Source organism: Pedobacter sp. Bi27, from assembly GCF_918698255.1.
GTDB lineage: Bacteria > Bacteroidota > Bacteroidia > Sphingobacteriales > Sphingobacteriaceae > Pedobacter.
This window is the reverse complement of sequence record NZ_CAKKMW010000007.1, coordinates 36,470-60,716: the sequence shown is the minus strand read 5'-3', so window position 1 is coordinate 60,716 and position 24,247 is coordinate 36,470. Positions and strand designations below refer to the sequence as shown.

At 40.4% G+C, this 24,247-nt stretch carries 19 protein-coding genes and 1 other RNA gene; 9 read left to right on the top strand and 11 right to left on the bottom strand.

The window, feature by feature from the left end:
• Positions 1-135: 135 nt before the first annotated feature.
• Positions 136-2,556, bottom strand: coding sequence for a thiamine pyrophosphate-dependent enzyme (locus LQ227_RS21085; protein ID WP_230146116.1), 2,421 nt, complete (start codon positions 2,554-2,556; stop codon positions 136-138).
• A 170-nt stretch (positions 2,557-2,726) separates the two neighbouring features.
• On the opposite strand from LQ227_RS21085, the gene LQ227_RS21080 reads away from it, so the two are divergent.
• The 4 genes from LQ227_RS21080 (at position 2,727) to LQ227_RS21065 (ending at position 8,112) form a co-directional block, all read left to right on the top strand.
• The gene (locus tag LQ227_RS21080; RefSeq protein WP_057934084.1) at positions 2,727-3,119 is read left to right on the top strand and encodes a DUF1573 domain-containing protein; all 393 of its coding nucleotides are present in this window, start codon (positions 2,727-2,729) and stop codon (positions 3,117-3,119) included.
• 62 nt (positions 3,120-3,181) lie between these two features.
• The gene (locus tag LQ227_RS21075) at positions 3,182-4,381 is read left to right on the top strand and encodes a pyridoxal phosphate-dependent aminotransferase (protein WP_230150900.1); all 1,200 of its coding nucleotides are present in this window, start codon (positions 3,182-3,184) and stop codon (positions 4,379-4,381) included.
• 136 nt (positions 4,382-4,517) lie between these two features.
• Positions 4,518-4,883: a transfer-messenger RNA gene (gene ssrA, locus LQ227_RS21070) on the top strand.
• A gap of 247 nt (positions 4,884-5,130) precedes the next feature.
• The gene (locus LQ227_RS21065; RefSeq protein ID WP_230150897.1) at positions 5,131-8,112 is read left to right on the top strand and encodes an ATP-binding protein; all 2,982 of its coding nucleotides are present in this window, start codon (positions 5,131-5,133) and stop codon (positions 8,110-8,112) included.
• Between the two features lie 216 nt (positions 8,113-8,328).
• Here LQ227_RS21065 and LQ227_RS21060 read toward each other — a convergent pair whose 3' ends face one another.
• The 5 genes from LQ227_RS21060 to LQ227_RS21040 all read right to left on the bottom strand — a co-directional run bounded on the left by LQ227_RS21060 (position 8,329) and on the right by LQ227_RS21040 (position 15,474).
• Positions 8,329-8,574 (bottom strand): hypothetical protein, encoded by a 246-nt coding sequence (locus tag LQ227_RS21060; protein ID WP_230150894.1) that lies wholly within the window; start codon positions 8,572-8,574, stop codon positions 8,329-8,331.
• Positions 8,575-8,580: 6 nt separating this feature from the next.
• On the bottom strand, positions 8,581-8,751 hold the full coding sequence (locus LQ227_RS21055) for a hypothetical protein (RefSeq protein ID WP_230146120.1): 171 nt from the start codon (positions 8,749-8,751) through the stop codon (positions 8,581-8,583).
• 462 nt (positions 8,752-9,213) lie between these two features.
• Positions 9,214-10,647: a RagB/SusD family nutrient uptake outer membrane protein gene (locus LQ227_RS21050; protein WP_230146121.1), complete on the bottom strand. Its 1,434-nt coding sequence runs from the start codon at positions 10,645-10,647 to the stop codon at positions 9,214-9,216.
• Positions 10,648-10,666: 19 nt separating this feature from the next.
• Complete coding sequence (locus LQ227_RS21045; RefSeq protein WP_371824752.1) at positions 10,667-13,789, bottom strand: SusC/RagA family TonB-linked outer membrane protein; 3,123 nt, start codon at positions 13,787-13,789, stop codon at positions 10,667-10,669.
• Between the two features lie 524 nt (positions 13,790-14,313).
• Positions 14,314-15,474, bottom strand: coding sequence for a FecR family protein (locus LQ227_RS21040; RefSeq protein WP_230150882.1), 1,161 nt, complete (start codon positions 15,472-15,474; stop codon positions 14,314-14,316).
• A 181-nt stretch (positions 15,475-15,655) separates the two neighbouring features.
• Between LQ227_RS21040 and LQ227_RS21035 the strand changes: the two genes are divergently transcribed.
• From LQ227_RS21035 to LQ227_RS25665, 4 genes are all read left to right on the top strand, one after another.
• Positions 15,656-16,252 carry an RNA polymerase sigma factor gene (locus LQ227_RS21035; protein WP_230146124.1) on the top strand — a complete coding sequence of 199 codons (597 nt, stop codon included), beginning with the start codon at positions 15,656-15,658 and terminating at the stop codon, positions 16,250-16,252.
• A gap of 355 nt (positions 16,253-16,607) precedes the next feature.
• On the top strand, positions 16,608-16,781 hold the full coding sequence (locus LQ227_RS21030) for a hypothetical protein (protein ID WP_230146125.1): 174 nt from the start codon (positions 16,608-16,610) through the stop codon (positions 16,779-16,781).
• Between the two features lie 230 nt (positions 16,782-17,011).
• The gene (locus tag LQ227_RS21025; protein ID WP_230150880.1) at positions 17,012-17,617 is read left to right on the top strand and encodes a hypothetical protein; all 606 of its coding nucleotides are present in this window, start codon (positions 17,012-17,014) and stop codon (positions 17,615-17,617) included.
• 119 nt (positions 17,618-17,736) lie between these two features.
• Positions 17,737-17,925, top strand: coding sequence for a DUF5694 domain-containing protein (locus tag LQ227_RS25665; protein ID WP_230146127.1), 189 nt, complete (start codon positions 17,737-17,739; stop codon positions 17,923-17,925).
• A gap of 132 nt (positions 17,926-18,057) precedes the next feature.
• Here the strand turns inward: LQ227_RS25665 and LQ227_RS21020 are convergent, their stop codons facing one another.
• From LQ227_RS21020 to LQ227_RS21010, 3 genes are read right to left on the bottom strand one after another with little or no spacing between them, the layout of a single operon-like run.
• A complete protein-coding gene (locus LQ227_RS21020) occupies positions 18,058-18,330 on the bottom strand; it encodes a UBP-type zinc finger domain-containing protein (protein WP_215130350.1) in 273 nt (90 codons plus the stop codon).
• Between the two features lie 2 nt (positions 18,331-18,332).
• A complete protein-coding gene (locus tag LQ227_RS21015; protein WP_230146128.1) occupies positions 18,333-19,577 on the bottom strand; it encodes an NAD(P)/FAD-dependent oxidoreductase in 1,245 nt (414 codons plus the stop codon).
• An 8-nt stretch (positions 19,578-19,585) separates the two neighbouring features.
• On the bottom strand, positions 19,586-19,918 hold the full coding sequence (locus LQ227_RS21010; RefSeq protein WP_230146129.1) for a phosphoribosylpyrophosphate synthetase: 333 nt from the start codon (positions 19,916-19,918) through the stop codon (positions 19,586-19,588).
• A gap of 250 nt (positions 19,919-20,168) precedes the next feature.
• Here LQ227_RS21010 and LQ227_RS21005 point away from each other — a divergent pair, with 250 nt between their 5' ends.
• Complete coding sequence (locus tag LQ227_RS21005; protein WP_215130458.1) at positions 20,169-20,348, top strand: hypothetical protein; 180 nt, start codon at positions 20,169-20,171, stop codon at positions 20,346-20,348.
• 112 nt (positions 20,349-20,460) lie between these two features.
• Here LQ227_RS21005 and LQ227_RS21000 read toward each other — a convergent pair whose 3' ends face one another.
• Both LQ227_RS21000 and LQ227_RS20995 read right to left on the bottom strand, forming a co-directional pair.
• Positions 20,461-22,149 carry a sigma-54-dependent Fis family transcriptional regulator gene (locus LQ227_RS21000; RefSeq protein WP_230146130.1) on the bottom strand — a complete coding sequence of 563 codons (1,689 nt, stop codon included), beginning with the start codon at positions 22,147-22,149 and terminating at the stop codon, positions 20,461-20,463.
• Between the two features lie 412 nt (positions 22,150-22,561).
• Positions 22,562-23,530 (bottom strand): alpha/beta fold hydrolase, encoded by a 969-nt coding sequence (locus tag LQ227_RS20995; RefSeq protein WP_230146702.1) that lies wholly within the window; start codon positions 23,528-23,530, stop codon positions 22,562-22,564.
• Positions 23,531-24,247 lie beyond the last annotated feature (717 nt).

Genomic DNA, 24,247 nt, shown 5'->3' with positions numbered 1-24,247 from the left:
CTGATCAATAGGTGACCAGTTTTTTACCTTTTCATCAAGAATCCCAATCATCTAAGCATAAACAAAATAAGAAACTGATTTGTAAACCTTTAAATTATCCAGACAGTTAAATCTTATGCCTCAGCGATTGCTTTATTAAAAAAATGCGGGGTATTTAGTTGGATTTGCATCGTGCATCATCTGATAAATAGTTTCAATTACATCATCAACCGATGGTTTACTGAAATAATCACCATCAGATCCAAATGGCGGGCGGTGTGCTTTAGCCGATAATGTTTTCGGCTGACCATCTAAATGGAAATAACCTTTTTGCTCTTCGAGTACTTTTTGCAGGATATATGCAGATGCACCTCCAGGAACATCTTCATCTACAACCAGTAATTTATTGGTTTTGGCAAGGGAGTTTACACAAACCTGAGTGGTATCGAAAGGTAATAATGTTTGTGGATCAATAATTTCTACAGAAATGCCCAATAAGCTCAATTCTTCTGCGGCTTCCTGAACAATTCTTAACGAAGACCCGTAAGATACTACTGTTATATCCGTTCCTTCTTCTAAAACCTCTGCTTTACCTAATGGAACCGTAAAATCGCCAACATTAGTTGGTAGTTTTTCTTTAAGTCGGTAACCATTTAAGCACTCAATTACTACAGCAGGCTCATCAGCCCTAAAAAGGGTGTTGTACATGCCTGCAGCTTGAGTCATATTTCTTGGTACGCATAAATGCATCCCCCTTAAAGCACCTAAAATCATGCTGATTGGTGAACCTGAATGCCAGATTCCTTCTAATCGATGGCCACGGGTACGCACAATAACAGGTGCTTTTTGAATTCCTTTGGTTCGGTATGATAGTGATGCTAAATCGTCGCTGAGTACATTTAGTGCAAAAATTAAATAATCAAGATACTGTATTTCGGCAATTGGTTTTAAGCCCCTCATGGCCAAACCAATGCCTTGCCCCATAATGGTCATTTCTCTAATTCCAGTATCGGTAATCCTCAACTCACCATATTTGGCCTGTAAACCTGCAAAACCTTGATTTACATCGCCAATATTTCCTAAATCTTCTCCGAAAGCCACTAACCGTGGATCGCGGGCAAAGTTTTCGTTAAAGCAGGCATTAAGCACTTCCCTACCGTCGACCATTTTTGATTGTTCATCATATGCCGCGTTAACGACTGCAATCATATCCGGACTTTCTTTGCCATCAGTATGCAGTTTAGAGTTATAACGGTCGTGATTAGCCTTAGCCTGCTGTTTATACCAGGCTAACAGTTCATTGCGTTCGGGAGAATTAAAACTAGCCGATAAACGGATGGCTTTTCGCACAGCCGTGAACACTTCCCTGCGTTGTGCATCGGCAGTTGAGGCTAGATTTGCAGCGATTCTAGCCAGTTCCGGTTGATGTTTAGCTACACCACCAATTAAATCAACCACTTGTTTTTGTTCGGGTTTAATGCTATCCAAAAACTCATTCCAAGCTTCTTTTTGTGCATTGCGTACAAAAACCTTTGCGTCTTTTTCAACCGCTGCAATTTCCTCTTCGGTTGCTACTGCCGAATCGAGCATCCAGGCACGCATTTTCAGGATGCAATCGTGTTCGGTTTCCCAAGCTAAACGGTCTTTTGATTTATACCTTTCGTGCGAGCCAGAGGTAGAGTGCCCCTGAGGCTGAGTAAGTTCGGTAACATGAATTAAAACAGGTACATGTTCATCTCTGCACACATTTATTGCTTTTTCATACACCTCGCATAAAGCTGGATAATCCCAGCCCTTTACTTTATAAATTTCATATCCTGGTTGATCAGGCTCACGCTGAAAACCTTTTAAAACTTCAGAAATATCTTCTTTTGTAGTTTGATATTTTGCCGGAACTGAAATGCCATAAGCATCATCCCAAATTGAGATGGCCATGGGTATCTGCAATACACCTGCGGCATTAATGGCTTCAAAAAACACGCCTTCAGAAGTCGAGGCATTACCAATGGTACCAAAAGCAACTTCATTTCCGTTAACCGAAAAGTGTTTTAAGTAATCCAGTTCCTTATTTTGCCTAAATAATTTAGAAGCATAAGCTAAGCCAACCAAACGGGCCATTTGGCCACCGGTAGGAGAAATATCTGACGAACAGTTTTTAATCTGCGTTAAATCGTTCCAGCTTCCATCTTCGTTAACTGATTTTGTTGCAAAATGGCAGTTCATTTGCCTTCCACCTGAAAATGGATCGGCTCCATCGGTTGGATTGGCATAAAGCTGTGCGAAGAATTCTTTAATGGTAGAAATCCCAGTTGCAAAAGCAAAAGTTTGATCGCGGTAATAGCCCGAGCGCCAATCGCCGTTTTTAAAAGCTTTCGCCATAGCCACCTGCGGCACCTCTTTTCCATCGCCAAAAATACCAAATTTAGCCTTCCCTGTTAATACTTCTCTACGGCCTAAAACACTGGCCTGCCTACTTTCAAAGGCTATTTTATAGTCGTTTATAACGATAGATTTAAAATCGTTAAAACTGAGTTCGGAAGCATCAATAGTGTTGGTCATCAATTTTTCATTCGGCATAGTAATCAAAGATTGGTTGCGGCAAATATATACAAAATTAAAAGTTTGCCTTTATCCTAGATTGTAAAATTATATATGGATTTGTAAAATATATTTGGAATAGTTTTTGTTTTAATATGAAAACATTAAATTTGTTTTGGAATTAAAAAAATAAATTACAACCACATAACATGAAAAAGATCTTAGTATTATTCGCTTTTGTTTTAGGTTTAGGTATTGCTGTAAATGCACAAACTAAACCTGCAGAGTTTAAATTTGAATCGGAAACTCACGATTTCGGTAAAATCGTTTTAAACAAACCAGTAACTTACGATTTCAAATACACCAATATTGGCGAAGAGCCATTAATTATTACCAAAGCTGAAGCAAGTTGTGGATGTACAGTACCTAAATACACTTCTACCCCATTGAAAAAAGGAGAAACTGGTGTAATTTCAGTAACCTTTAACGCTGCTGCTGGTCCATCAACTTTTTCAAAAGCTGTAACCATTACGTCAAATGCTAAAACACCAATTAAAGTGCTTTACATTAAAGGTGAAACGGTTGCTGCAGCTTCGAAATAATTATTTAAACGATAATATTTAAAAAGTCCCGATTTTCATCGGGACTTTTTTATTTTTGTGCCATGCCAAAAATTTCACAAAAAGGTGTGCAGATGCCTGCATCGCCAATCAGAAAGTTAACTCCATTTGCAGATCAAGCTAAAAAAGATGGTAAAAAAGTTTTCCATTTAAATATTGGTCAGCCAGATATCGAAACACCTGAAGGAATGTTAAACGCCATCAAAAACATTGATTTTAATGTTTGGGCCTATACTCCATCAGAAGGTACACTTGCATACCGCTTAAAACTTACCGAATACTACAATAAACTGGGTTATAATATTACACCCGAAAATATATTGGTAACAGTTGGTGGTTCTGAGGCCATCACCATTGCCATGCAAACCTGCGTAAACGAGGGCGATGAAATTATCATTCCAGAGCCTTTTTATGCCAATTACAATGGCTTTGCCTGCATGAGCAACGTAGTGGTAAAACCCATCCTTTCTTATATTGAAAATGGTTTTGCTTTGCCTCCGATTGCGGAATTCGAAAAACTGATTACAGAAAAAACGAAGGCGATCATCATTTGTAACCCTAATAACCCAACTGGTTATTTATATTCAAGGGCAGAATTAGAGGCATTAAAAACACTTTGTGTTAAATACGATCTATTTTTATTCTCTGACGAAGCTTATCGCGAATTCTGTTATGATGGAAGAGAGTTTATTTCTCCAATGCATTTAGATGGTTTGGATGAAAATGTGGTGATTATGGATACAGTTTCTAAACGTTACAGCGCTTGTGGTGCACGTTTAGGTTGTTTAATTACCAAAAACAAAGAAGTTATTGCATCAGGATTAAAATTTGCACAAGCAAGATTAAGTCCGGGTATGGTTGAACAAATTGCTGGTGCAGCGGCTGTAGATACGCCGGATAGCTATTTTGAAAAAGTAAATACCGAATATACTTTACGTCGTGATACTTTGGTTAATCGGTTAAATAATATCGAAGGTGTTTTCTGTCCTAATCCGGGCGGTGCATTTTACGTGGTAGCAAAATTCCCGATTGATGATGCTGACAAATTCTGTCAGTGGATTTTAGAAGATTTTGCCCATAATAACCAAACGGTGATGATGGCACCTGCAACGGGCTTCTATTCTACTCCAGGTTCCGGTAAAAACGAAGTGCGTATGGCATATGTATTAAATATTTCGGATTTAAATGCAGCTATGGACTGTTTGGAAGTAGCGTTGCAACAATATCCGGGAAGAACGGTATAGTTTACAGTTTTCAATTCACAGTTTTCAGTTCACGGTTTTAAATGCCAAATAACAGTTTAAAGCTATTATTTGGCATTTTATTTGTATATTTGTATCCGGTTTACAAAATTGATTACTTAAAACTGTAAACTGAAAAGGGGCCGTTCTTGGATTTGACAGGGTGGCGAAGGTTATGTTAGCATGCAGTGCGTTGTACGGAGAGCACTTAAAGTGAACGTTCACATTTTAGTTGGCGAAAATACTTACGCCTTAGCTGCTTAGTTTAGAACTAATTAGCTTTTGTCCCTCTAACTGCTGCATTGTTGGGTTAGAATCTGGGGCATCGAAACAACAAAGCTGGCTTTAAGGAGATACGACTTAAAGTGAGATAAAGTATCTAAGGATTTAAATAAGGTCGGTTTTCAGCCCGTTTATTTCCCGAAAATCAATTGAAAAATAAGCATGTAGAAGGTATAATTTATCTCACAACTGGACAAGGGTTCGACTCCCTTCGGCTCCACTGGAATCAGTAACAAAATTCACCAAAAAAAACAATAAAAGCCTGCAAATCAATAATTTGCAGGCTTTTGTTTTTGGTATTTAGTGGCTTTTTTGACCAAATAACGCATATGCCAGGTGCGTCAAGCGGTATTAAAATTTAATTGTCTGAAAAATTTGGTTATTTTAAGCACATAAAGATTATGCTCTTGGAAAAACAGAAAAACATTCTCCAGTTCTGGAGGGACATTGAAATTTTCAATCTCCCAGACATGCCAGATAAGCTAAATTATCTAGAAGCCGGTTCGCCCCTACCATGGACAATTCCCCAGGAATCTCTGGAAGATGCCAAACGAAGGTATATCCTATATTTTGGAAAGCAGAAAAAACTGCATGTTACCGGACTGATCGAAAAGTTTACTGGCGAAAGCGATGAAAAACCGGACTGGATGGAAAAAATTACTGGTGATACCTGCATGGCTGTACTCGTAATAGAAGAAGAGGGAACCTTGAGCGAGGAGGGCGCATACCTACAGGCTTCTTACCTTCATGGATTAAAATGCCTCCAGAATGGTAAAGAAATGGAAACAGTAGTAGAAAAGCTGGAAAAAGTACAGGAAGCTTTTACAGAGAGACATACCATAAAGCCATTTTCTGACGAACCAGATAAACCTGTGCAACAGCATTTTATCGGCTGGAAGGAGCTGAAAAGAGAGGTCAGTGTACTGAACAGTTTAAACATCCAAGACCTCGAATGTGAAGCTACCATTTATTGCCAGCGCATTATCATATCGAAAAAGATCAAAAATGCGGACACCAGTTTCCTCAACAGCTTTTATCTGGATGATCTAAACCAGCTTATCAACCATCCAAAAAAATGGAACAAAGGACTGAGCAACTACCTGATCCCGGAGCTCAATCCCAGGCAAAGAACCGATCTTCTAAAAGAGGCCGGTGCATTCTTTAAAACAATAGATCCCAATAAGATGCCGATGGGAAGATGGCCTTCTAATCCGCAATTTGGCGCATACGCTGCCCAATTAGGTGCGATGAACATCGCTCTTGAAGATTTAAAAGACGGTGGGATCATGGGCATTAACGGTCCTCCAGGTACAGGTAAGACAACATTGCTTAGTGATATAATAGCAGATGTTATTGTACAGCGCGTGCAAAAACTCATCAAAGCAAACAATATCCTGATGTTTATGCCTGGCGAACGCATCCAGCGCGAATCAGATTTCCTTACCCATTTCCCTATCAAAACCCCACTATTTGAGGACACAGGGATCGTTGTGGCCAGCAACAACAATGCAGCCGTGGAGAATATATCCAAAGAACTTCCACAAAGGAACAAGATAGACCCCAGCTTTACCGAGGCTGGATATTTCATCGCCCATACAAAGTCCATGATCGAAAAGGAAAGCTGGGGACTGCTGGCCGTAGCACTGGGCAATTCAGAGAACAGAGGATTTTTCAAATCAAACTTCTGGTTCAATTCCAAAGAAGAGAAAAGATTCAGCCATTACCTGGGTTCTTTATACAATAATCCAGAAGATATCGATCATACCCTTGGCTACCGTGGAAAATTTGAACAGACCAAAACAGAACTTACAGGGTTAATCCAGGAATTCGAGGCCTTCCGCAAATTAGCCAGCGCATTCCATGCCGCGCTACCAAAACAGTTAGCTGACATAAAGGAAGAAACGAAACTACAACGCAATCTCAATGATCTAAAGCAAAAAGCCATAACCTTCGAAAACCAGATCAAAGATCTAAAAGAAGTCTTGAACAGGTTAAAGGCAGCGCTAAAAGAGACCAAAGAACTTATCGCCCTTCACCAGCTAGGCAAGCCTTCCTTTTTCTTCTTTCAAAAGCTTTTCAATACCAAGTCCTTTAAACGATGGAACCCGCCTTTACAACAGTATCTAAACGATCTCAATAAAGTTAGTAGAAGCATTTCGGAAACCGGGAAAGAAGAGCAGCAATTAAGAACCAACCTGGATAAAAATGAGGCAGGGCAAAAAGATATTAAGAAAGAACTTGCTTTAATTGAAAGCAGGATTAAAGCATATACAACAAAAAAAGAGACACTTCAACAGGACTACGGAATAGCATCTAACAACCTACCTGATGAAAACCTGTACAAAGCCTATACCGAAGACAGATCTGCTTTTCATAAAAGTAATCCATGGTCATCAGAGAAACTCAATACCCTAAGGTCCAATATATTCTTAACAAGCCTCAAGATCCATGAGTATGCTGTACTTAGCAATGCCAAACAGTTTCGCAACAACATCAATATACTACTTGAAATGCTTGATGGCAAAGCCGCTGTTTCCAAAACAATTGCTTCCAGTGTATGGAAAACCTTTTTCTTTCTGGTTCCTGTTGTATCCACATCGCTTGCCTCAGTCAGCCGCCTGTTTAAAAACCTCGAAGAGGACAGCATAGGCTGGCTCCTTTTGGACGAGGCCGGACAGGCTACTGTACAATCGGCAGCAGGAATCATAAACAGATCAAAAAGATCCATCATTATTGGAGATCCGCTACAGATCGAACCTGTAGTAACCAGTCCGGCAAAGCTCATTGAAATACTCAACCGTCCCTATAAAAATGAACCTATCTGGTTCCCACAGCTATCTTCCGCCCAGCAGCTCGCCGATCGCATCAGCCTTTATGGCACAGAGATGAAACAGAGCGACGAACAGAAAATCTGGACAGGATTCCCACTTCGTACGCACCGCAGATGCGCTGACCCCATGTTCTCCATCGCTAATCATATCGCTTACTCAGATCAAATGGTCAAAGCAACTCATGATGATAAAAACAGCACAGCACTCGGCCCATCCACCTGGTTCCATATTGCGGGAAAAACCATTGAAAATAAACAGGTCATCAGGGAAGAAATCGAACTGTTAAAAGAAAAACTAGCCATCATCCAAGATACAGACAATATCTTCGTCATCTCCCCATTCAAATCCGTAGCCGATAAATGCCGTATGGAACTCAACAAAAAGTACCCCAAAGTAAAGTGCGGAACCATACACACCTTTCAGGGCAAAGAAACCGACACTGTCTTCCTCGTACTCGGTAGCGACCCTAAAAGTGAAGGCGCGAGAAGGTGGGCATCAGCTAAACCCAATATGCTTAACGTGGCGCTCACCAGAGCAAAAAAACACTTCTACGTCATCGGCAACAAGACCTTGTGGCAAAGCTGTAATAACTTTGATTACCTGTCAGCTAAACTGTCCTAATGGGAAAGATATAGGAAGATTACGGAATGGAAAAATCAGAAAGTCATTTTGACCGAAAAGGATTTATGAAATCTTATTCATAAATCTGTACTGAACTGCAGACTAGACCAGCTTGGTGAAAATATGAAACTCATTACCAAGAAATTATTTAGGCAAGTCAACTTGGAAAGCTAACCCAGAGTTGCACAGCCACTTTACCTTAATGGCCAGGCTTTGCTAGGCGTGCCCTATAGCCTCATCCCAGCCTTCATGAGCCTGTATGCCTTCGCGGACTGCATGCAATGCCGGAAGATCCAGTTCACAGCCCTGGCTTTCGCATCGGGCATGATCTCTCTCATCCAATTGAATAGTGCCGATTACCTGGCCGTTTTCTGATATTTCATACCTGGCATTTCCCAAAGGGCGGATGTCGTAAAACCTACCCTGGTTCTCTACTGCCACTTCTATTCTGAACTGTTCCATTTTCTGTTATTGATTAGGTATATTATTGCTTTCTTCTGCCGGCTTGTCATTAATTGTCTGATCCTGCTGGAATCTGGGGTCCAGTTCGTCGGTCTCTGCGGTGATGGCAGGATCCAGAAGAACCTTTTGCTCTCCCGTTTCTTTTTTTGGCTGTTCACGATCTCCTGTGGTTTCCATAGTGCTTTTTATGGTTCAACAATTTATTCCGCGAAAGGTTCGGGGCAGCGCTGATTTATATTTTGCTATTAGGAGATCAGGGTGTTTTGGTTTGGTTATTCATAGTGTATGGCGATATAAAGATAATTCTGCAATTACATATGAATTTTAAGTCTCAATGATTTTTCAAAAGTCAAATTGACCCCTGGCCCCATCGGCATGGTCTGTAGATCTCCTTTCATCAGGAGCAACGAACAATGTTCAAGCCTGACGGTATATTTTTCAGCGTGATCCGTTTTCACTATCTGATCAACTGGGTGACCTATAGAAGGCATTAATCAGTTACCAATAGCGGTCATGCAGAGGACGTTTATGCACGAAACGCCAAAGAAAAACACAAAACAACAAGGCTACAATGATCTCATTGCAGCCTTGTAATAAATATCAGCCTCAATCTACAATGAATTGATTTACTGACTAAGCTCAATAACCTGGGTTCTGTCTTAAATTCGGGTTGAGCTGAATTTCTCTGGTGGGTATAGGATATAATGCTAATGTTGGCACTACATTTCCAATTAAACCGTTTGCCGATACATAATTGGTTTTATGGGCCTGCATTACATTGACCATTATCCCCCATCTGATCAAATCGAACCATCTCTCCCCTTCAAAGCAAAGCTCTACCCTTCTTTCATGCTGGATAGCAATTCTTGCATCAGCCAGGGATAGTCCAGATTTAGCAGTTAGGTTAGCGCGCGTACGGACCAGGTTTAGTTGCGTAAGTGCCTGCGGGGTTTTACCATTTTCGTTTAAAGCTTCGGCATATAATAAAACGATATCGCTGTAGCGTAAAACCGGCCAGTCATTATCTCCTTCACTATTGGCACCAACGCTCTGGTATACAAACTTTTTAGCATAATAATACACCAAAGTCCCTGCACTATATACGCCAATTGCCGTATTTAAGCGATTGTCCCCTGCTTCAAAACTATCATATAAATCTTTTGTCCCACTGTTGTTACTGTTACCGGTTACAGCAGTAATTGTTGTGCCCGATGGTTGCGGCACGAAGCTTCTTGCAAAAGTATTTCCCTCGCCAAAACCGCCGCCAAGATATTGAACGGAGAAAAGTATATCTCTGTTATTATCTTTTCCCAATCCGAAAATCTGATCGTAAGGCAATAAAGTACCTGCACTTGCAGCCACCGTTGCCAAAATGCTTTCAGCTTGGGTAAATTTACTTTGGAACATATAAACTTTACCCAGCAGTCCATTGGCGGCAATACTTGTAGCGCGGCCAATATCAGTACCGGTATAATTTGCAGGCAGTAATGCAGCAGCTTCCGTTAAATCCTTTTCTATCTGGGCATAAACAGCATCAGCAGTTGCCCTGTTGTAGGTATAGGCCTGTTGTTCTGAGGTAATCTCATTCAATACCAACGGAACCCCACCAAACATCCTAACTAAATTAAAATACATCAAAGCACGAAGAAACTTTGCCTGCCCAATATAGGCATTACGGTTAGCGGTAGTCATCGGTGGTGCAGCAACATGGTCAAGAACAATATTGGCATAAGCGATGGTTGCATAGAACCTGCCCCATGCATTTTGTAAATTGGTAGAATTGGCAGTCCAGGTTAGCTTATCCTGTTCACCGTAAAGCACTTCGCTCTCTCCATAAGTCTGGGCATTATCTGAAGGAAGTTCGCCAAAACCATATTGTTCATTATAAATAGGGCGCAGACTACTGTAAGCCCCCGTAAGGGCCGATTTTATATCAATCTCGGTGGTGTAAAAAGTATTTACAGGAACTATTCCTTTAGGTGTTAATTCTACAAAGGATTTTTTGCAGGAAGTAATGGCCATGCTTAAGATAAGCACGGATATACTGCATATGATGATTTTATTAATTTTCATGATCATTTTATTAGTGCGGTTAAAAGCCAAAATTGATACCTAAAATAAATGTGCGTGCAGTAGGATATGTACCCTGATCTACGCCAGGTGTTGTAGGATCTCCCCCCATAATGTTCGCCTCAGGGTTATAACCAGAATATTTAGTTATCAGAAATGGGTTTTGAGCAGTTACATAAAACCTTGCAGACTGGATAGATAGCTTACGCAATAAATTATCACTAAGCCTGTAACCCAAGGTAATGTTTCTAACACGTAAGTATGAACCATTTTCGACAGCTAAATTGGTCAATGCAGGTCCTGGCAATGCTCCGGTAGCTATAGGACTGGCATAAAGCACGTCCCTGTCGGGAAATGCAGGATCATAATAATTATTAAAATATTTAGCCAATGAGTTCTGGTTGTGATTACCCGTAATGGTTTGCCTGTTGTTACCATTAATAATATTCACCCCTTGCACACCCTGAACTAAAATACTCAGATCGAAGTTTTTATATTGGAAACTATTGGTCAGTCCATAGGTAAAATCCGGTAATCCATGCCCTAATTCAGTTACATCACTGGCATCAACCTTTCCATCTCCATTCTGATCTTTGATAATTGGATCTCCGATATTATTACCCGAGGTAGCTTTTGCATTATTGGCCAGATCGGCGGCATTTTTGAACACACCAACAATCTCATAGCCATACATAATACCCAAAGGATCACCAACTTTAACCTGATACACATTGTTCCAGCCATTGATAGCCCTTACCGCAGGCAATGCGCTAGGCCCACCTAGATCCAGTACTTTTGTTTTGTAAGTAGAAAAATTGGCGTTGGCAGTCCAGGTTACCGGCCCAAGCTTAAAGTTGGTATTGGCCGTAAACTCAAAACCTTTATTTTGAAGCTTACCCAAGTTGGCCTGGTAAGTTGAGTTGTAAACACTCGATTGCAATGATGATGTATAACCAATAGCTAAGGGCAAGGCTTTGTTAAGCAACATTCCGTTAGAGTTACGGACAAAATAATCGAAAGTTAAAACGATTTTATTCTGCAATAGGCCGATGTCAGTTCCAATACTGGTCTGGTCATTTTTCTCCCAGGTTAAATCAGGATTGGCAAAGCCAGTTTGCTGTGTACCAAAAATCCTTGAATTACCCGAGGCATAGTTACGGTTTAAGGCGATTGAATTTATGTAAGTAAAACTACCGATATTGGCATTGCCCGTACGGCCATAACCACCCCTTAATTTAAACTCATTGATACCTATTTTCAGTAACGATTCCTTCAAAAAAGGTTCTTCGGCAAGCCTCCAGCCCATTGAGAAAGATGGAAAAACGGCAAACTTATTATTTGAACCAAAACGGGATGAACCATCCTGGCGTACCGCAGCGGTGAACAGGTATTTCTTATTGTAATCGTAAGTAAACCTGCCTGCGTATGAAACAAAGGTATTAGCATCAAAAAGCTCGGTACCAACCGTATTTGGTGAAGCTAAGGGACTCTGAACAGAAGTAGTGATAAAAGTACCCGGCAAACCCGCAGTATAATTGATTTGCGATTCATATTTCTGAGCGGAAAACAATCCTAATAGGTTAAAATGATGCTTCCCGATCTGTTTATCATAAGTTGCCGTGTTCTCCCAAACCCAATCGAAACTATTTCGTACATTATCTGAGGCAAAAATACCGGCCAACTGGGGATTCGCTCCTGATGCTGTAGGTGCAGAACTGTATGCCATTGTACCCGGAATATAACCATGAACCTGTTCGTTTTCCAAAGTTGCACCAATGTATGTTTTAACTTTTAAACCCGTAATCGGTGTATATTCTAAAAAAGCATTGCTTAAAGTCCTAAAAGCTCTCGACCGGTTAACAGATAGGCTAAGAATGCCCACCGGATTATAGAAATTGGATGCTGAGAATACAGCTGTTGGAGAAAGATTATAGTTTAATTCCCTGTCGTAGGGTTGCGCAAAATCACCATTGGCCCGATATACCGGCACAATTGGTTGAAAAGTTAAGGCCTGGTTAAGCGGGCTGGGCAAATTCAGATCTGCAAGCAGTCCCGGTACACCAATAATAAAATCATTTGGATTTGCTCCCGCACCACTGGCCTGACCTGAAGATGGCTGTCTGTACTGCTCTGAAAATGACGGAGAAACTGAAAAGCCAAACTTTACGTTTTTAACAATGTCTGCATCAAGATTTAAACGGGTATTGTATCTTGTATACTCAGTACCGATTAAAACACCCTTTTGTTTAAACACCCCTGCAGAAGCACTAAAACGAACTTTTTCGCTACCACCGGATGCATTAAATTCGAAGCTGCGTATTGGCGCAGTTCTGAAGATTTCTTTTTGCCAATCTACATCAGGGAGTGCTGAGATGTCACCATCCAAAATTGCCGGATACTGCAAATTTTTAATCCGACTTAAGGCTTTTACCTGTTGCACATACTGCTCTTTGCCTAAAACATCAATATACTTATTTACTTCTTGTATACCCGAATAGGCTGAAACCGAAAACACCGTTTTCCCTGCCTTTCCTCTTTTGGTTGTAACAATAACAACTCCATTTGCCGCCCTTGAACCATAAATAGCAGCCGATGCGGCATCTTTTAGTACTTCCACCGATTCTATATCACTGGGATTGATCAGGTTAAAGTTTGCAGCAGTCTCCAGTGGATAACCATCTACGACATAAAGCGGATCATTCGATGAGCTAAGTGAACTTACCCCACGTACCCTGATGGTTGGGGCCGCACCTGGTTTGCCACCCTGATCAGATTGTACCTGCACACCGGCAGCAAGTCCTGCCAAAGCTTCACCCGGAGTACTGACCGGTTGGTTTCCTATATTCTTACCTTCTACCTTTGTAATTGATGAGGTAACAGTAGTGCGCGACTGTGTTCCGTAACCTACCACAACTACATCACCGAGTGATTGCGGCGTATCGGCCATGGTCACATTAATTATTGTTCTGCTACCTACACTTATTTCCTGGCTTACCATCCCGATAAAGGAAAACACCAAGACGGATTTCTGATCAGCTACTTTAATGGAATAGGCCCCGCCATTATCAGAAACCACCCCGGTCTTGGTCCCCTTTACCAGTACGCTAACACCTGGCAAACCTACTCCCTTCGCATCGGTAATCATGCCACTTACCAAAATAACCTGTAGTGGGCGTTTCACAACCTGGATCTTTTTCTTAATTACAATAGTTGAATTATCGCCAAATACCATTTCTACGGACTGGCTGGAAAAACAGGCTTCCAAAACCTGTTGAAGCGGTGTTTTTTTGAATCTTACAGTAACCGGGGCAGAACCACTGATCACATTTGCATCACAGATAAAATTGTATCCGGTCTGCCTGGTCAATTGATTCAGAACTTCCCGTAGCGGGGCGTCTTTAACATTTATGCTCACCTGCTGGGCAAAACTCCCGGCACTGGCGTGTAAAAAGGCGACCATTATCAAAATGACTGTAAGTCTCATAACTCGAAGGATTTTTTGCGTATAGCAAGAGATATCCCCGCACTGAAGTGCAGTAAAAATTTTATACATTTGGTTAGGATTAAATAGTTGTTGTTTGAATGATTGTTGCGATCCAAATTAGTTTTACACTAATCAATTCCGGGAGTGGTCTCAAGCACTTCCGGTTTTTGGATCTGCTAAAGTATTTATCTTACTATAACGATGATCCTCCTTTCTTCAGTTACAAACCGAACTTTATCTGTTAATTCAATATTTCTAAGAAGGCTTTTAAGACCTTTTGAGCGCGAATAATTTCCATCAAAATTAACTCCCGATACATCACCTTTATATTCAACATCTACATCATACCACCGTGATATCTTTTTCATGATCGAGCTGATGTTTTCATTATTGAAAATAAACATATCATTTTTCCAGGCCATTACCTCTTCCAGGTCCGCAGGCACAACCTTTAAGTTATTCTGCAGGTCATTGACAGCCATCTGTCCAGGTTTGATCAGAATTGATGACTTTTTGTAATTAATTTTTACAGACCCTTCAAGTAGGGTGGTCATAATATCCCCCTCACCGCTGAAAGCAGTAATATTGAAATGTGTACCTAGAACCTCTACTACCTGTTTTCCATTCACATCAACCTTGAAAGGCATTTCTCTGTTCTTTGCTACTTCAAAATAGGCTTCCCCGGTAAGAAGAACCTTACGCTCCCCACCAGCAAATACTGTGGGAAAGCTTAACGATGAGGAAGAATTCAGCCATACCCGGGTACCATCGGGAAGGGTGATATCATATTTACCGCCCCGCGGAATGGTAATCTTGTTCAGAACACCATTTTTTTGGTTTACGCCATTGGAAGAAACGATGAGTCCATTGCCTGATTTGGAGATCGCAGTATTTCCATGCCTGCTGATCACACCGTTTGTGGAGCCATCAAGTTTGATGCTTTCTCCGTTCGACAGTGTTAGTACTGCATTAGCACAACCCGGCAATATATCTTTGTCACTGCTTTCCTTCTTTTTGACAAGTACGGTACCTTGTTTAGATTTTTCTGTTTTAAAAATACCCCTCCCCAAATAAATTACCATTAAGAGCGATGCTGCTAATGCTGCTGCAGCCTGCCAGCTCAGGCCTCTGATGCCAAAGAAGGTTTTTGCCGGTGACTGCGCGCTGATACTGTGATGAAGCCTTGTTCTTAAGATTTTACCTAAACGCTCCTCTTCTCCTGCTGTAATGGAAAGGCCTGAAAGCCCTTGAGCATCTTGATAAGCCAAAAGCGTAGTTTCTTCTTCGGGCGTAATTGTTCCGTTCAGGTATTTCTCACAAAGGGAAAGATATTGGTCTTCTGTCATACCGGGCAAGTAGGGTTTAAATTTGGTCCTTTAATATATAGACACGGATTGTGATTGCCACACACATAAAAAAAATAAAAAAATTAAAGTTTAATAAAACAAGCTGTTCAGAGTCGAATATCATAGTGTGCAGCGATTTTTTATTTCGATTTTAAATCATAGCTTTATTTGAAACAAACTTATGCCAACCAGCGATCATACGGACCCCGAATTATTGCAGCTTATACTTTTAGATGATGAAAAAGCATTCAACGCCCTGTTTGATCGCTATTGGTCGAAAGTGTATGCAGTGTGTTACCGGTATGTCAAAGACGAGGAAGCGGCGCTTGAGATTACCCATGATATATTCCTTAACATCTGGAAGAGAAGGCATGAGTTGAATATCGGCTCATTTAAGAACTATGTACTCACCAGTGCCAGTTACCGTGGGATCAGAAAAAAACAGGAGCTAAAAGCAGTGCCCATAAATTATATCGAGGATTACAGCCAGAATGAACATACTTTTGCGCTGGGTAATCTTTCAACCACCAATAAAGGAGAAGAAAAAATTGGGCAAGAAGAATTCGATGAAAAGATTATGTTAATGCTCAACGAACTGCCAAAAAGGTGCCGGGAGATTTACCTGCTGAGCAGAAAGGAAAACCTGAGTATCATTGAGATTGCCGTGAAACTGAATATTTCAAAACGCACAGTGGAGAACCAACTTACTACTGCCTTAAAACACCTGAGGCAATACCTCAAATATTCAGGGATTCTTTTGATTCTGATGCAAAGATAGACGCATGGCGCTCTGGCTATATATTGATTAAGAGTGTTTCTTCACTTTATTCACAGATGAGCTAATTTGGTGCAAAGAAGAATCCAGAACAGCCAAGGCTGTTCTGGAAAAAAACTTACTGATTCCTAGTGAATATTTTATCTTTCATTGTCCTATATTCAAGAAATCAATATAATAAATTATTTAGATCTGAATCTTAAAGTTGCTTTTGCGTAAAGTCAAATTATATAAACCTGACTTTTTTAGTAGAAATGTCAGTTAAAAGAAATAATAGTGTCATAAGTAATGTTTCCAGTATCATTGGATTAGTTTTTGCCTAGACTTAGGTAACTTATTATCAAAGATTACTCCTATTATGAAAAAGGCATTCCCATATATTCTGGCTACAGCGATCTCCATTATTGCTATTTTTTCTTCTTTTAAACTAGCTGATCCAGAGCTGGGTATTTCTACGGCATTACTAACCTGGACTGGCTGCCTTTGGATCATATCTACAAGTAGAAAAAATAACCGTTGTCTCTCCAGGTAAAGATCCAACTAAAATAAAGGCAATCTGAGATGAAAATGTTAAACGTTTAACTTATTGGCAAACGGATCTAATGCTCAGTTGATCGATTTTGGCACTAGTGACTAACGCCACAAATAAAACATCATTTTGCAAAAAAAATAATCAGTATTTTCGATATCAAAAAGCCAGGCCTATAGAAAACCAGAAATCTGGAATCGGTCCCCAAACCGCATCCAGTTTTAAAAATGCGTATGAACATTTTCAGGTTACCTTGCTCACTCTTCTTTATCACCATCATTCTTGTCAATTGCAATAACAAAATTGCCGAGCAATGGGACGAGGTAACCGTTAATCATTCGCTTTCCAAGGATAAAACCTTTGCTCAAATGGGCTTACAGCCGGAGATAATGCCTTATCCCGGGCAGGACAGCACACTAAAGCGCAGCAGCGAAGTAGCTTTTTTGGTCAGGGAAGGCCCGAGCCGGCAAGATCCACCAGGTACCAAGGACAATAACTGCGAAGCCTTCTTTATGGGCACAGATACCCTGCACATCCACATTGGCCTTAACGGACTTTTGGGCGGATCTGGATTCAGAATCAAATACCACAACAACCGCTTTTATACTGAAGGCTACCGCTATTCTGATATGGTCTATCAGGGAAAAGTGGATGAGCCATTACATTGGGTAGTTTATCAAAAACTTAGCCTTGACAAATCCAGTTATAACATCGGGGACAGCCTTTATGGTTATATTGATTTTAAAGCCATGAAACGGAATGAAATTGGTGATACCCTCACCTACAGCGGTCACGGTAAATTCCGCACCAGCGTTATCAAAAAACAGATTATATTCTGATTGATTACGATCTGCTGTTCACCGATATTATTTTATTCGGCTCAAGGTGGCTCCGTTGACTAATCTACGCAGAAATGAAAAATGAAACTGAATCTTAACACTTAATCAATAAGTTAGAAATGCTTTCCAAGATACATTGGTGGCTAATGAGAAATGAAGGGATGTGCAACAACGTACTGAACCGTTCAAAAGAGAAAGGAGTTAAGCGGGTTGTTGTAATGGCCGGAGCAAACCATCGCAAATATATGCAGGACATTTTCGAAAAGATGCCCGGGGTAATTGTCAGAAACATTAATGAGGTCAAATAGTTTTACCGGAAAACAGTGGGACGAATGTACCATGTCACCACGGAAAGCATTTCTTTTCTTAATTATTTATATCTGGCCAGGTTACCATTAATTCCATACGCTTTAACCAAAAGCCTTTTTTATAATATTCAATCAGTATTCAACCATTTCATTATCCAGAAAGCAGTACATCCACCGTTCTCCAGGTTCTGATGAGATGATAACAGGATGTTTTTCTGCCCGGCAATGATGAGACATGTGTTGCATTGGCGATGAATCACAGCATAAGGTAATGCCACAAGTTTGGCAGGTACGAAGATGCACCCAATCTGTACCTTGTTTTATACAGGTTTCACAAACACGTTCTTTTGCAGTTTTTAATTCTTTTACAGCCTCAATGTGGCTGCAGATGCTGTTGTTTTCCATAATTACAATTTTGATAAATATTGATGAACCTGAGTTACTGCCATGGCACCTTCGCCTACCGCTGATGCAACCCGCTTTACCGAATTAAACCTGACATCACCAGCAGCAAAAGAGCCCGGAACACTGGTTTCTAAATGATAAGGCGGCCGTTCCAGCTCCCAACACATCTTATATTGATCCAAACTAAGCAGATCGTTACCTGTATAAAGGTATCCATTTCTATCCCTGCAGATTGCAGTTTCAACAGCCCATTCGGTATTGGGTTTCCCACCTATACAGATGAATAATTTTGAGGTATCGTGCCATGCCTCTGTTCCATCCTGACTGTTTACAATTTTGATGCGCTGTAAATAATCATCACCTTCCAGTGCCGCTACTTCAGCATAATACAGGACATGAATATTCTTAATCGATGCTATCCGCTGAATCAGGTATTCAGATAGGGTATCTGCAAGATTACCTTTTCGGATCACCATGAAAACGCGTTTGGCAAAGCCAGAAAAATAGGTCGCAGCCTGTCCGGCAGAGTTTCCGCCGCCAACAATATAAAGGTCTTTATCCTGACAGAAAAAAGCCTCACTTGCACCAGCACCATAATAAACTCCTTTATGAAAAAACCGGTCCTCATCAGGGAGATTCAATCTGGCATACTCCACTCCTGTTGCACAAATATTTGTTTTAGCGACCAGCTTTTCGCCGGTAGCAAAATCTACATGGATTCTATTATCATAAAACGAGCCTTTGATCCCCTCCTTTAAAAGCAAAATCTCGACACCGAATTTTAGCGCTTGCTGCCTGGCCCTTTCAGCAAGGTTTGCCCCGGATATTCCTTCAGGAAAACCCAGATAATTTTCGATCAGCGAGCTGGTACCAGCCTGTCCACCAATGGCTTCACGTTCAATCAAGATAGTTTTCAGTCCCTCTGATGCAGCATAAACCGCAGCACTTAATCCCGCAGGACCAGCACCGTAAATCGACAGATCGTATTCTGCATATTTGGGTTCGGTGATCCAGCCCAGGTTACAGGCAATCTGTTCTAAGCTTGGATTTACGATCACTTTGCCATCAGGGAACTCTATTACAGGTTGCTTATCCGGATTATTAAATGAGGTAATTCCCTGGCCCCAGCCCAAATCATCATGCGTAATGTCGAACCATTCGAAATCGATAACACTTCGTTTTAAAAAATCTCTGATGGGGTAAATTTCAGGAGAATCTGGTTTACCATATAGTTTAAGTTTGTTCATGGGCAGTCCTAATCAGTTCGGGTTTTTAATTGTTTAATCACTTCATCACCGACGCTTTCAGATGAAGTTCCGTAACCGTTTACAAAGATTCCTTTTATTTTACCATCAATAGAGGAAATGGCATAAACAATCGCCTCATCATCGGGGTCAGACTCTCCTTCAAAACGATAATGTTTATCGATCAAAAATTGCTCGGGAGACGCCTGAATTGGGTTTTCTCCGCTACTTAACTGGCTACTTTTTAAATTGAAGTCGACAATATAACCCTGTTTAACGAGGGCATTTACAACTTCTGAAAGTGAAGTCATTTCTCCGATATGTTTTAAATAATCGTTATCCATAATTATTTGTTCTTTTTAAATGACGTGTTAATTTACCAAAAAACAAACCAACACACAACACACTGTAAAACAAAACTTTAAAAACAAATCAACAATAAATATTTACGATATAAAGTGAATTTATGATAAAATTCGGCATATTTATTTTTTTTAAAATATAGATGAACAAAAGATAAGCTATTCAATGTATAAAAAAGCAAAAAAGAGCGGCTTAAGCTAATTTAAATGGTTATCTTTAAATAAAAAAGCCATGATAATAGACCCAAATAAAGAAGAACTTTCTGACGATAAGGAAGATGCATTAACCAGCGAGGAAGATGCGTTAAATCAAAGTACAATTATTAGTGATGAAAGGGCCGCCGAACACGACTCGGATCTGTTGGATCAGGCAGACAAGGCCTCCCGCTCATCTTTCGAATTGGATATTTAGGCCAATCGTTATAACAGGAAAAATGGCGATATCTTTGGAAATTCCAGGAGATATCGCCATTTCAGTAAGTATGCTCAAAAGAATAAGCACGAACACTATTGTTTCAAGATGATCAATAAATGTGTTTTTTGGCCAGGCCAAGCTTTTTGATTTTCGAATTTAACGTAGTTGCCGGAACACCCAATAATTTTGCAGCGCCATGCTGACCGGAAATCCGCCCGTTACATAACGCTAATACAGTGAATATATGCTCGCGTTCATTTTCAAATATGGTTTTAACAGACCTGGCTGACGATATGGATTGTTTGTTATTCTCCGGAATTTCGATATCCTTAATCACATTACCCTCTGCCATTACCACCTGCCTTTCGATGAGGTGCTCCAATTCTCTTACATTCCCAGGCCAGCTGTAAGCCATCATCGTGGAAATTGCCTTTTTTGAAAATCCATGAAGATTTCGATTCGACTTTTTGGCGAATTTCGCCAGGAAAAAAGTAGCCAACAAAGGTATATCCGGTTTTCGATTTCGAAGTGGAGGCAATGAAACCGGAAAAACATTTAACCTGTAATATAAATCACGCCTAAACCGCCCCGCCTCCACTTCTTCTAAAAGATTTCTGTTGGTGGCCGAGATGATGCGCACATCAGTCACAATAGTTGTTTTGCCCCCAACACGTTCTATTTCTTTTTCCTGTAAAACACGAAGCAATTTAACTTGTAAATCGAGTGGTAACTCCCCAATTTCATCCAGAAAGATTGTACCCTTATGCGCTTGTTCAAACTTCCCGATCCGTCTTTCTGTAGCGCCCGTAAAGCTTCCTTTCTCATGACCAAAAAGTTCAGATTCGATTAAATTAGGTGGAATGGCGGCACAGTTGACCTTAACCATTGTTTTTTTGCTTCTTGAAGACCCATCGTGAACGGCTTTGGCGATCAGCTCTTTCCCCGTTCCGGTTTCGCCCAAAATTAAAACTGTAGTTTCGGTAGCAGAAATCCGGTTGAGCAGTCTGTAAACATCTTTCATTTCAGGGCTACAGCCAATAATTTCAGGATGTGCGAGGATTTCAGATGATTCTTTTGGCTCAAAAATCAGGTATTCAGCAAGCTGCGCACTTAGTTTTTCAATTTCCTTTTCTAACTGTTTAATTTTCTCCTCAGCAAAGGCTGATATTTCAGACCCATTTATAATTTGAGAGGCATCTGACCTTGCAAAACCAGGGCCGTTTACATTTTTTTCTTCAATTGTAGCGAGCAGTCCCGCTATGAAATCGGCAATGTTACAGCAAAAAGTCAATCCTTCCGCACTTAATTCGCGTTTTTGATTATGAAGTTCGAAAGTACCCAGTATGCGGCCGTTGTGCGTTAAAGGTATATAACAATGAAAATGATATTCTGTAGGATGGTTAGCTAAGCAATGGTTCTCGCCAAAATCAGCGATCCAGTCTTGCCTCGACTTAAGCACCGGAAAATCAAATCCCGAAATTTCTTTTGTAACAAGCGAAAGACTGGTCGGATCGGAAATAATTTCTGTACAGGATATTTTGCCTAAAATAGCCTCTGTGAGATATGCTCTTGTAATGTGGTCCATTTCATCGTTATAAAGAATCAATGCAGCACAATCAATAGAAAATAATGGATTTAGTTTAGAAAATATACCTTGAAATAGTTCCTTTAAACTAAAGTCCTTTTCTTGTTCCCCTACAATTTCTGCCCGCGCTGCAAAATAAGAATTGGCGTGAGGCTGAACATCATTGCCATAAACATTGGCTACGGAGCGATAATCTGATTCCTGCTTTCTCATTTTTTATAATTGACCTTTCCCAAAATATTTATCCGGGAATTGGATGAATGAACTTTAACGCAATCGCAAAACGAACAACACCCGGATGATTATTCATCATCACTGAGCGTTTGAGGATTGATCCGATAAGGACTTTTTTGTTAATGTTCAAACCCGCGAATTCAAAGAATATGCCAAAGGCAAGAATATGGCGTTAATGCACTGCAATCAATATCATGACCATAAATGACTCACGATATTTCGCTAAAAGGCGATTTTGGAAACGAAATATAGTAGAGAGAATGAGTGAGAAGATGATGGGATGAAGATTACCACAAGGCAGTATTATATTTGGTTATTTTTACCCAGACGCTAAACCAACGGTGTTAATAGTGGATATCCGCAAAGTTATGTGCAGATATCCACCAATTGGTTATTCTTTAATGAATTTGATCAGTTCTTCACTGAACTTATCTTTTTCTTCGAGAAAAGAGGCATGACCGCTTTTATCAAAGGTTACGAGTTTAGAACCCACGATTCCTTTATTCATTTGTTGCGCTAAGGCATAGGCTACAATGTGATCGTCTTTTGCATGCATGATTAAAGTTGGGACTTTGATTTTTGCCAGATCAGCCCTCAAATCTTCATCTCTCAGCGAAATAAGTGCCTGCTCCATTGCATAGGCTGATGATTGAAGTTCAATAGAATATAACCACTGGCCAATGCCTGGCGACAGTGAACTAGGCGTTAGCGCAAATTTAGCCCCTACAGCAGCTAATAATGCCGGGCGATCTGAATTATTAAGTGCTACCCATTGGCTGATATCATCTTTGGTAAACAATGGGTAAGGATAATCGGCGGTTTTAGTGTGACGGGGGGCTGCTGCCGAGAACAGACCAAGTTTTTTAATATGTGCACCTTTGTATTTGGCTACATAATGTAACACTATTGCGCCACCCATGGAATGTCCGCCGATTACAGCGTCCTTAATGTCCATTTGATCTAAAACACTTTTAATATCATCCGCAAACTGATCATAGTCATATTTACCAAATGGCTTATCAGACTGACCAAAGCCTCTTAAAGTAATCCCAATTGCCCGATAACCGGCCTTAACCAAGGCATGGTACTGATACTCCCAGGATGCATCGCTTAATGGGTAACCATGGATCAGCACCACTGCCGGACCATTGCCTAAATCAGTTACATGCAGTTTTACATTTGGCGCAACCTCATAGTATTCTTTTCTTCCTTCGGTAGCTGCTGTTGTTTGTTTTTCTTCTTTGCTTTCTTTAGACTGTTCCTTACATGAGCCTAAACCAATTGCTGAAACGAATAAAGTGACCGCAATGAGTTGATTGTACTTCATCATAATTTGTTTGTATTTTAAATAATTGATCATGCCACTATTTTTAGTGGTCATCTCTTATCATTCAAAACAAAAGCCACCATGCAATTACCTGATTATTAAATAAATAACAAAATAATACACATTTCAAGCTTACCTTATTTCGTTAATTTATGATTCGGTTATTTTTTGTGGTTAGGAAATAAATCTCAAGAAGATGTGACCCTGAGGGTTAATTTATTGTATAAAAGCCAATTAAATAACTGATTTTTTTTGCAAATGTTAGATTACGGGGGCCGTCATTCCCAACTTGATTGGGAACCGCGGAGTGCTCATGAATGCCTATAAAAAAAAGGAAAAACTTATGAATAATCGTAATACAAGCGCTTTAAGATTCCCGCCTGCGCGGGAAAGACGGACCACTCTATTGGAGTCCGTCCATAGCAGCGTAGCCGAAGGGCTTATTTGCGATTATAAATTCAAGAAGTCTTCGACTACGCTACCATTGACGTTATTTTACAAATAATTACTAATCAACACCTTAATTACTTTCGCATTTCCATCCAGCTAAGCCATAGCACGGTATCCCCGTTCTACTTAAATCGGCCTAACAAATTTTTGGGAATCCACAGGCCAAGCCCATGCAGAAACTTCAATACAAAAATTTTCAGCCGACACTTTTGTTTTTTCACGGGCTTTTATGTTTTCAACGGCATTCAAGCTAGCTACGCTGGTCTTTTGGTGCCAAAAGAAAAAGGCCTGTCCGGCCAG

What these genes read in the sequence shown, in the direction of transcription:
- LQ227_RS21040 (WP_230150882.1), bottom strand. Translation starts at nt 15,474, where the DNA reads ATGACAGAAGACCAATATCTTTCCCTTTGTGAGAAATACCTGAACGGA.
- LQ227_RS21020 (WP_215130350.1), bottom strand. Translation starts at nt 18,330, where the DNA reads ATGGAAAACAACAGCATCTGCAGCCACATTGAGGCTGTAAAAGAATTA.
- LQ227_RS21035 (WP_230146124.1), top strand. Translation starts at nt 15,656, where the DNA reads ATGCCAACCAGCGATCATACGGACCCCGAATTATTGCAGCTTATACTT.
- LQ227_RS21065 (WP_230150897.1), top strand. Translation starts at nt 5,131, where the DNA reads ATGCCAGATAAGCTAAATTATCTAGAAGCCGGTTCGCCCCTACCATGG.
- LQ227_RS21005 (WP_215130458.1), top strand. Translation starts at nt 20,169, where the DNA reads ATGATAATAGACCCAAATAAAGAAGAACTTTCTGACGATAAGGAAGAT.
- LQ227_RS21000 (WP_230146130.1), bottom strand. Translation starts at nt 22,149, where the DNA reads ATGAGAAAGCAGGAATCAGATTATCGCTCCGTAGCCAATGTTTATGGC.
- LQ227_RS21085 (WP_230146116.1), bottom strand. Translation starts at nt 2,556, where the DNA reads ATGCCGAATGAAAAATTGATGACCAACACTATTGATGCTTCCGAACTC.
- LQ227_RS21050 (WP_230146121.1), bottom strand. Translation starts at nt 10,647, where the DNA reads ATGAAAATTAATAAAATCATCATATGCAGTATATCCGTGCTTATCTTA.
- LQ227_RS21010 (WP_230146129.1), bottom strand. Translation starts at nt 19,918, where the DNA reads ATGGATAACGATTATTTAAAACATATCGGAGAAATGACTTCACTTTCA.
- LQ227_RS21060 (WP_230150894.1), bottom strand. Translation starts at nt 8,574, where the DNA reads ATGGAACAGTTCAGAATAGAAGTGGCAGTAGAGAACCAGGGTAGGTTT.
- LQ227_RS21030 (WP_230146125.1), top strand. Translation starts at nt 16,608, where the DNA reads ATGAAAAAGGCATTCCCATATATTCTGGCTACAGCGATCTCCATTATT.
- LQ227_RS21080 (WP_057934084.1), top strand. Translation starts at nt 2,727, where the DNA reads ATGAAAAAGATCTTAGTATTATTCGCTTTTGTTTTAGGTTTAGGTATT.
- LQ227_RS21015 (WP_230146128.1), bottom strand. Translation starts at nt 19,577, where the DNA reads ATGAACAAACTTAAACTATATGGTAAACCAGATTCTCCTGAAATTTAC.
- LQ227_RS21055 (WP_230146120.1), bottom strand. Translation starts at nt 8,751, where the DNA reads ATGGAAACCACAGGAGATCGTGAACAGCCAAAAAAAGAAACGGGAGAG.
- LQ227_RS21025 (WP_230150880.1), top strand. Translation starts at nt 17,012, where the DNA reads ATGAACATTTTCAGGTTACCTTGCTCACTCTTCTTTATCACCATCATT.
- LQ227_RS25665 (WP_230146127.1), top strand. Translation starts at nt 17,737, where the DNA reads ATGCTTTCCAAGATACATTGGTGGCTAATGAGAAATGAAGGGATGTGC.
- LQ227_RS20995 (WP_230146702.1), bottom strand. Translation starts at nt 23,530, where the DNA reads ATGATCAATTATTTAAAATACAAACAAATTATGATGAAGTACAATCAA.
- LQ227_RS21045 (WP_371824752.1), bottom strand. Translation starts at nt 13,789, where the DNA reads ATGATTACCGATGCGAAGGGAGTAGGTTTGCCAGGTGTTAGCGTACTG.
- LQ227_RS21075 (WP_230150900.1), top strand. Translation starts at nt 3,182, where the DNA reads ATGCCAAAAATTTCACAAAAAGGTGTGCAGATGCCTGCATCGCCAATC.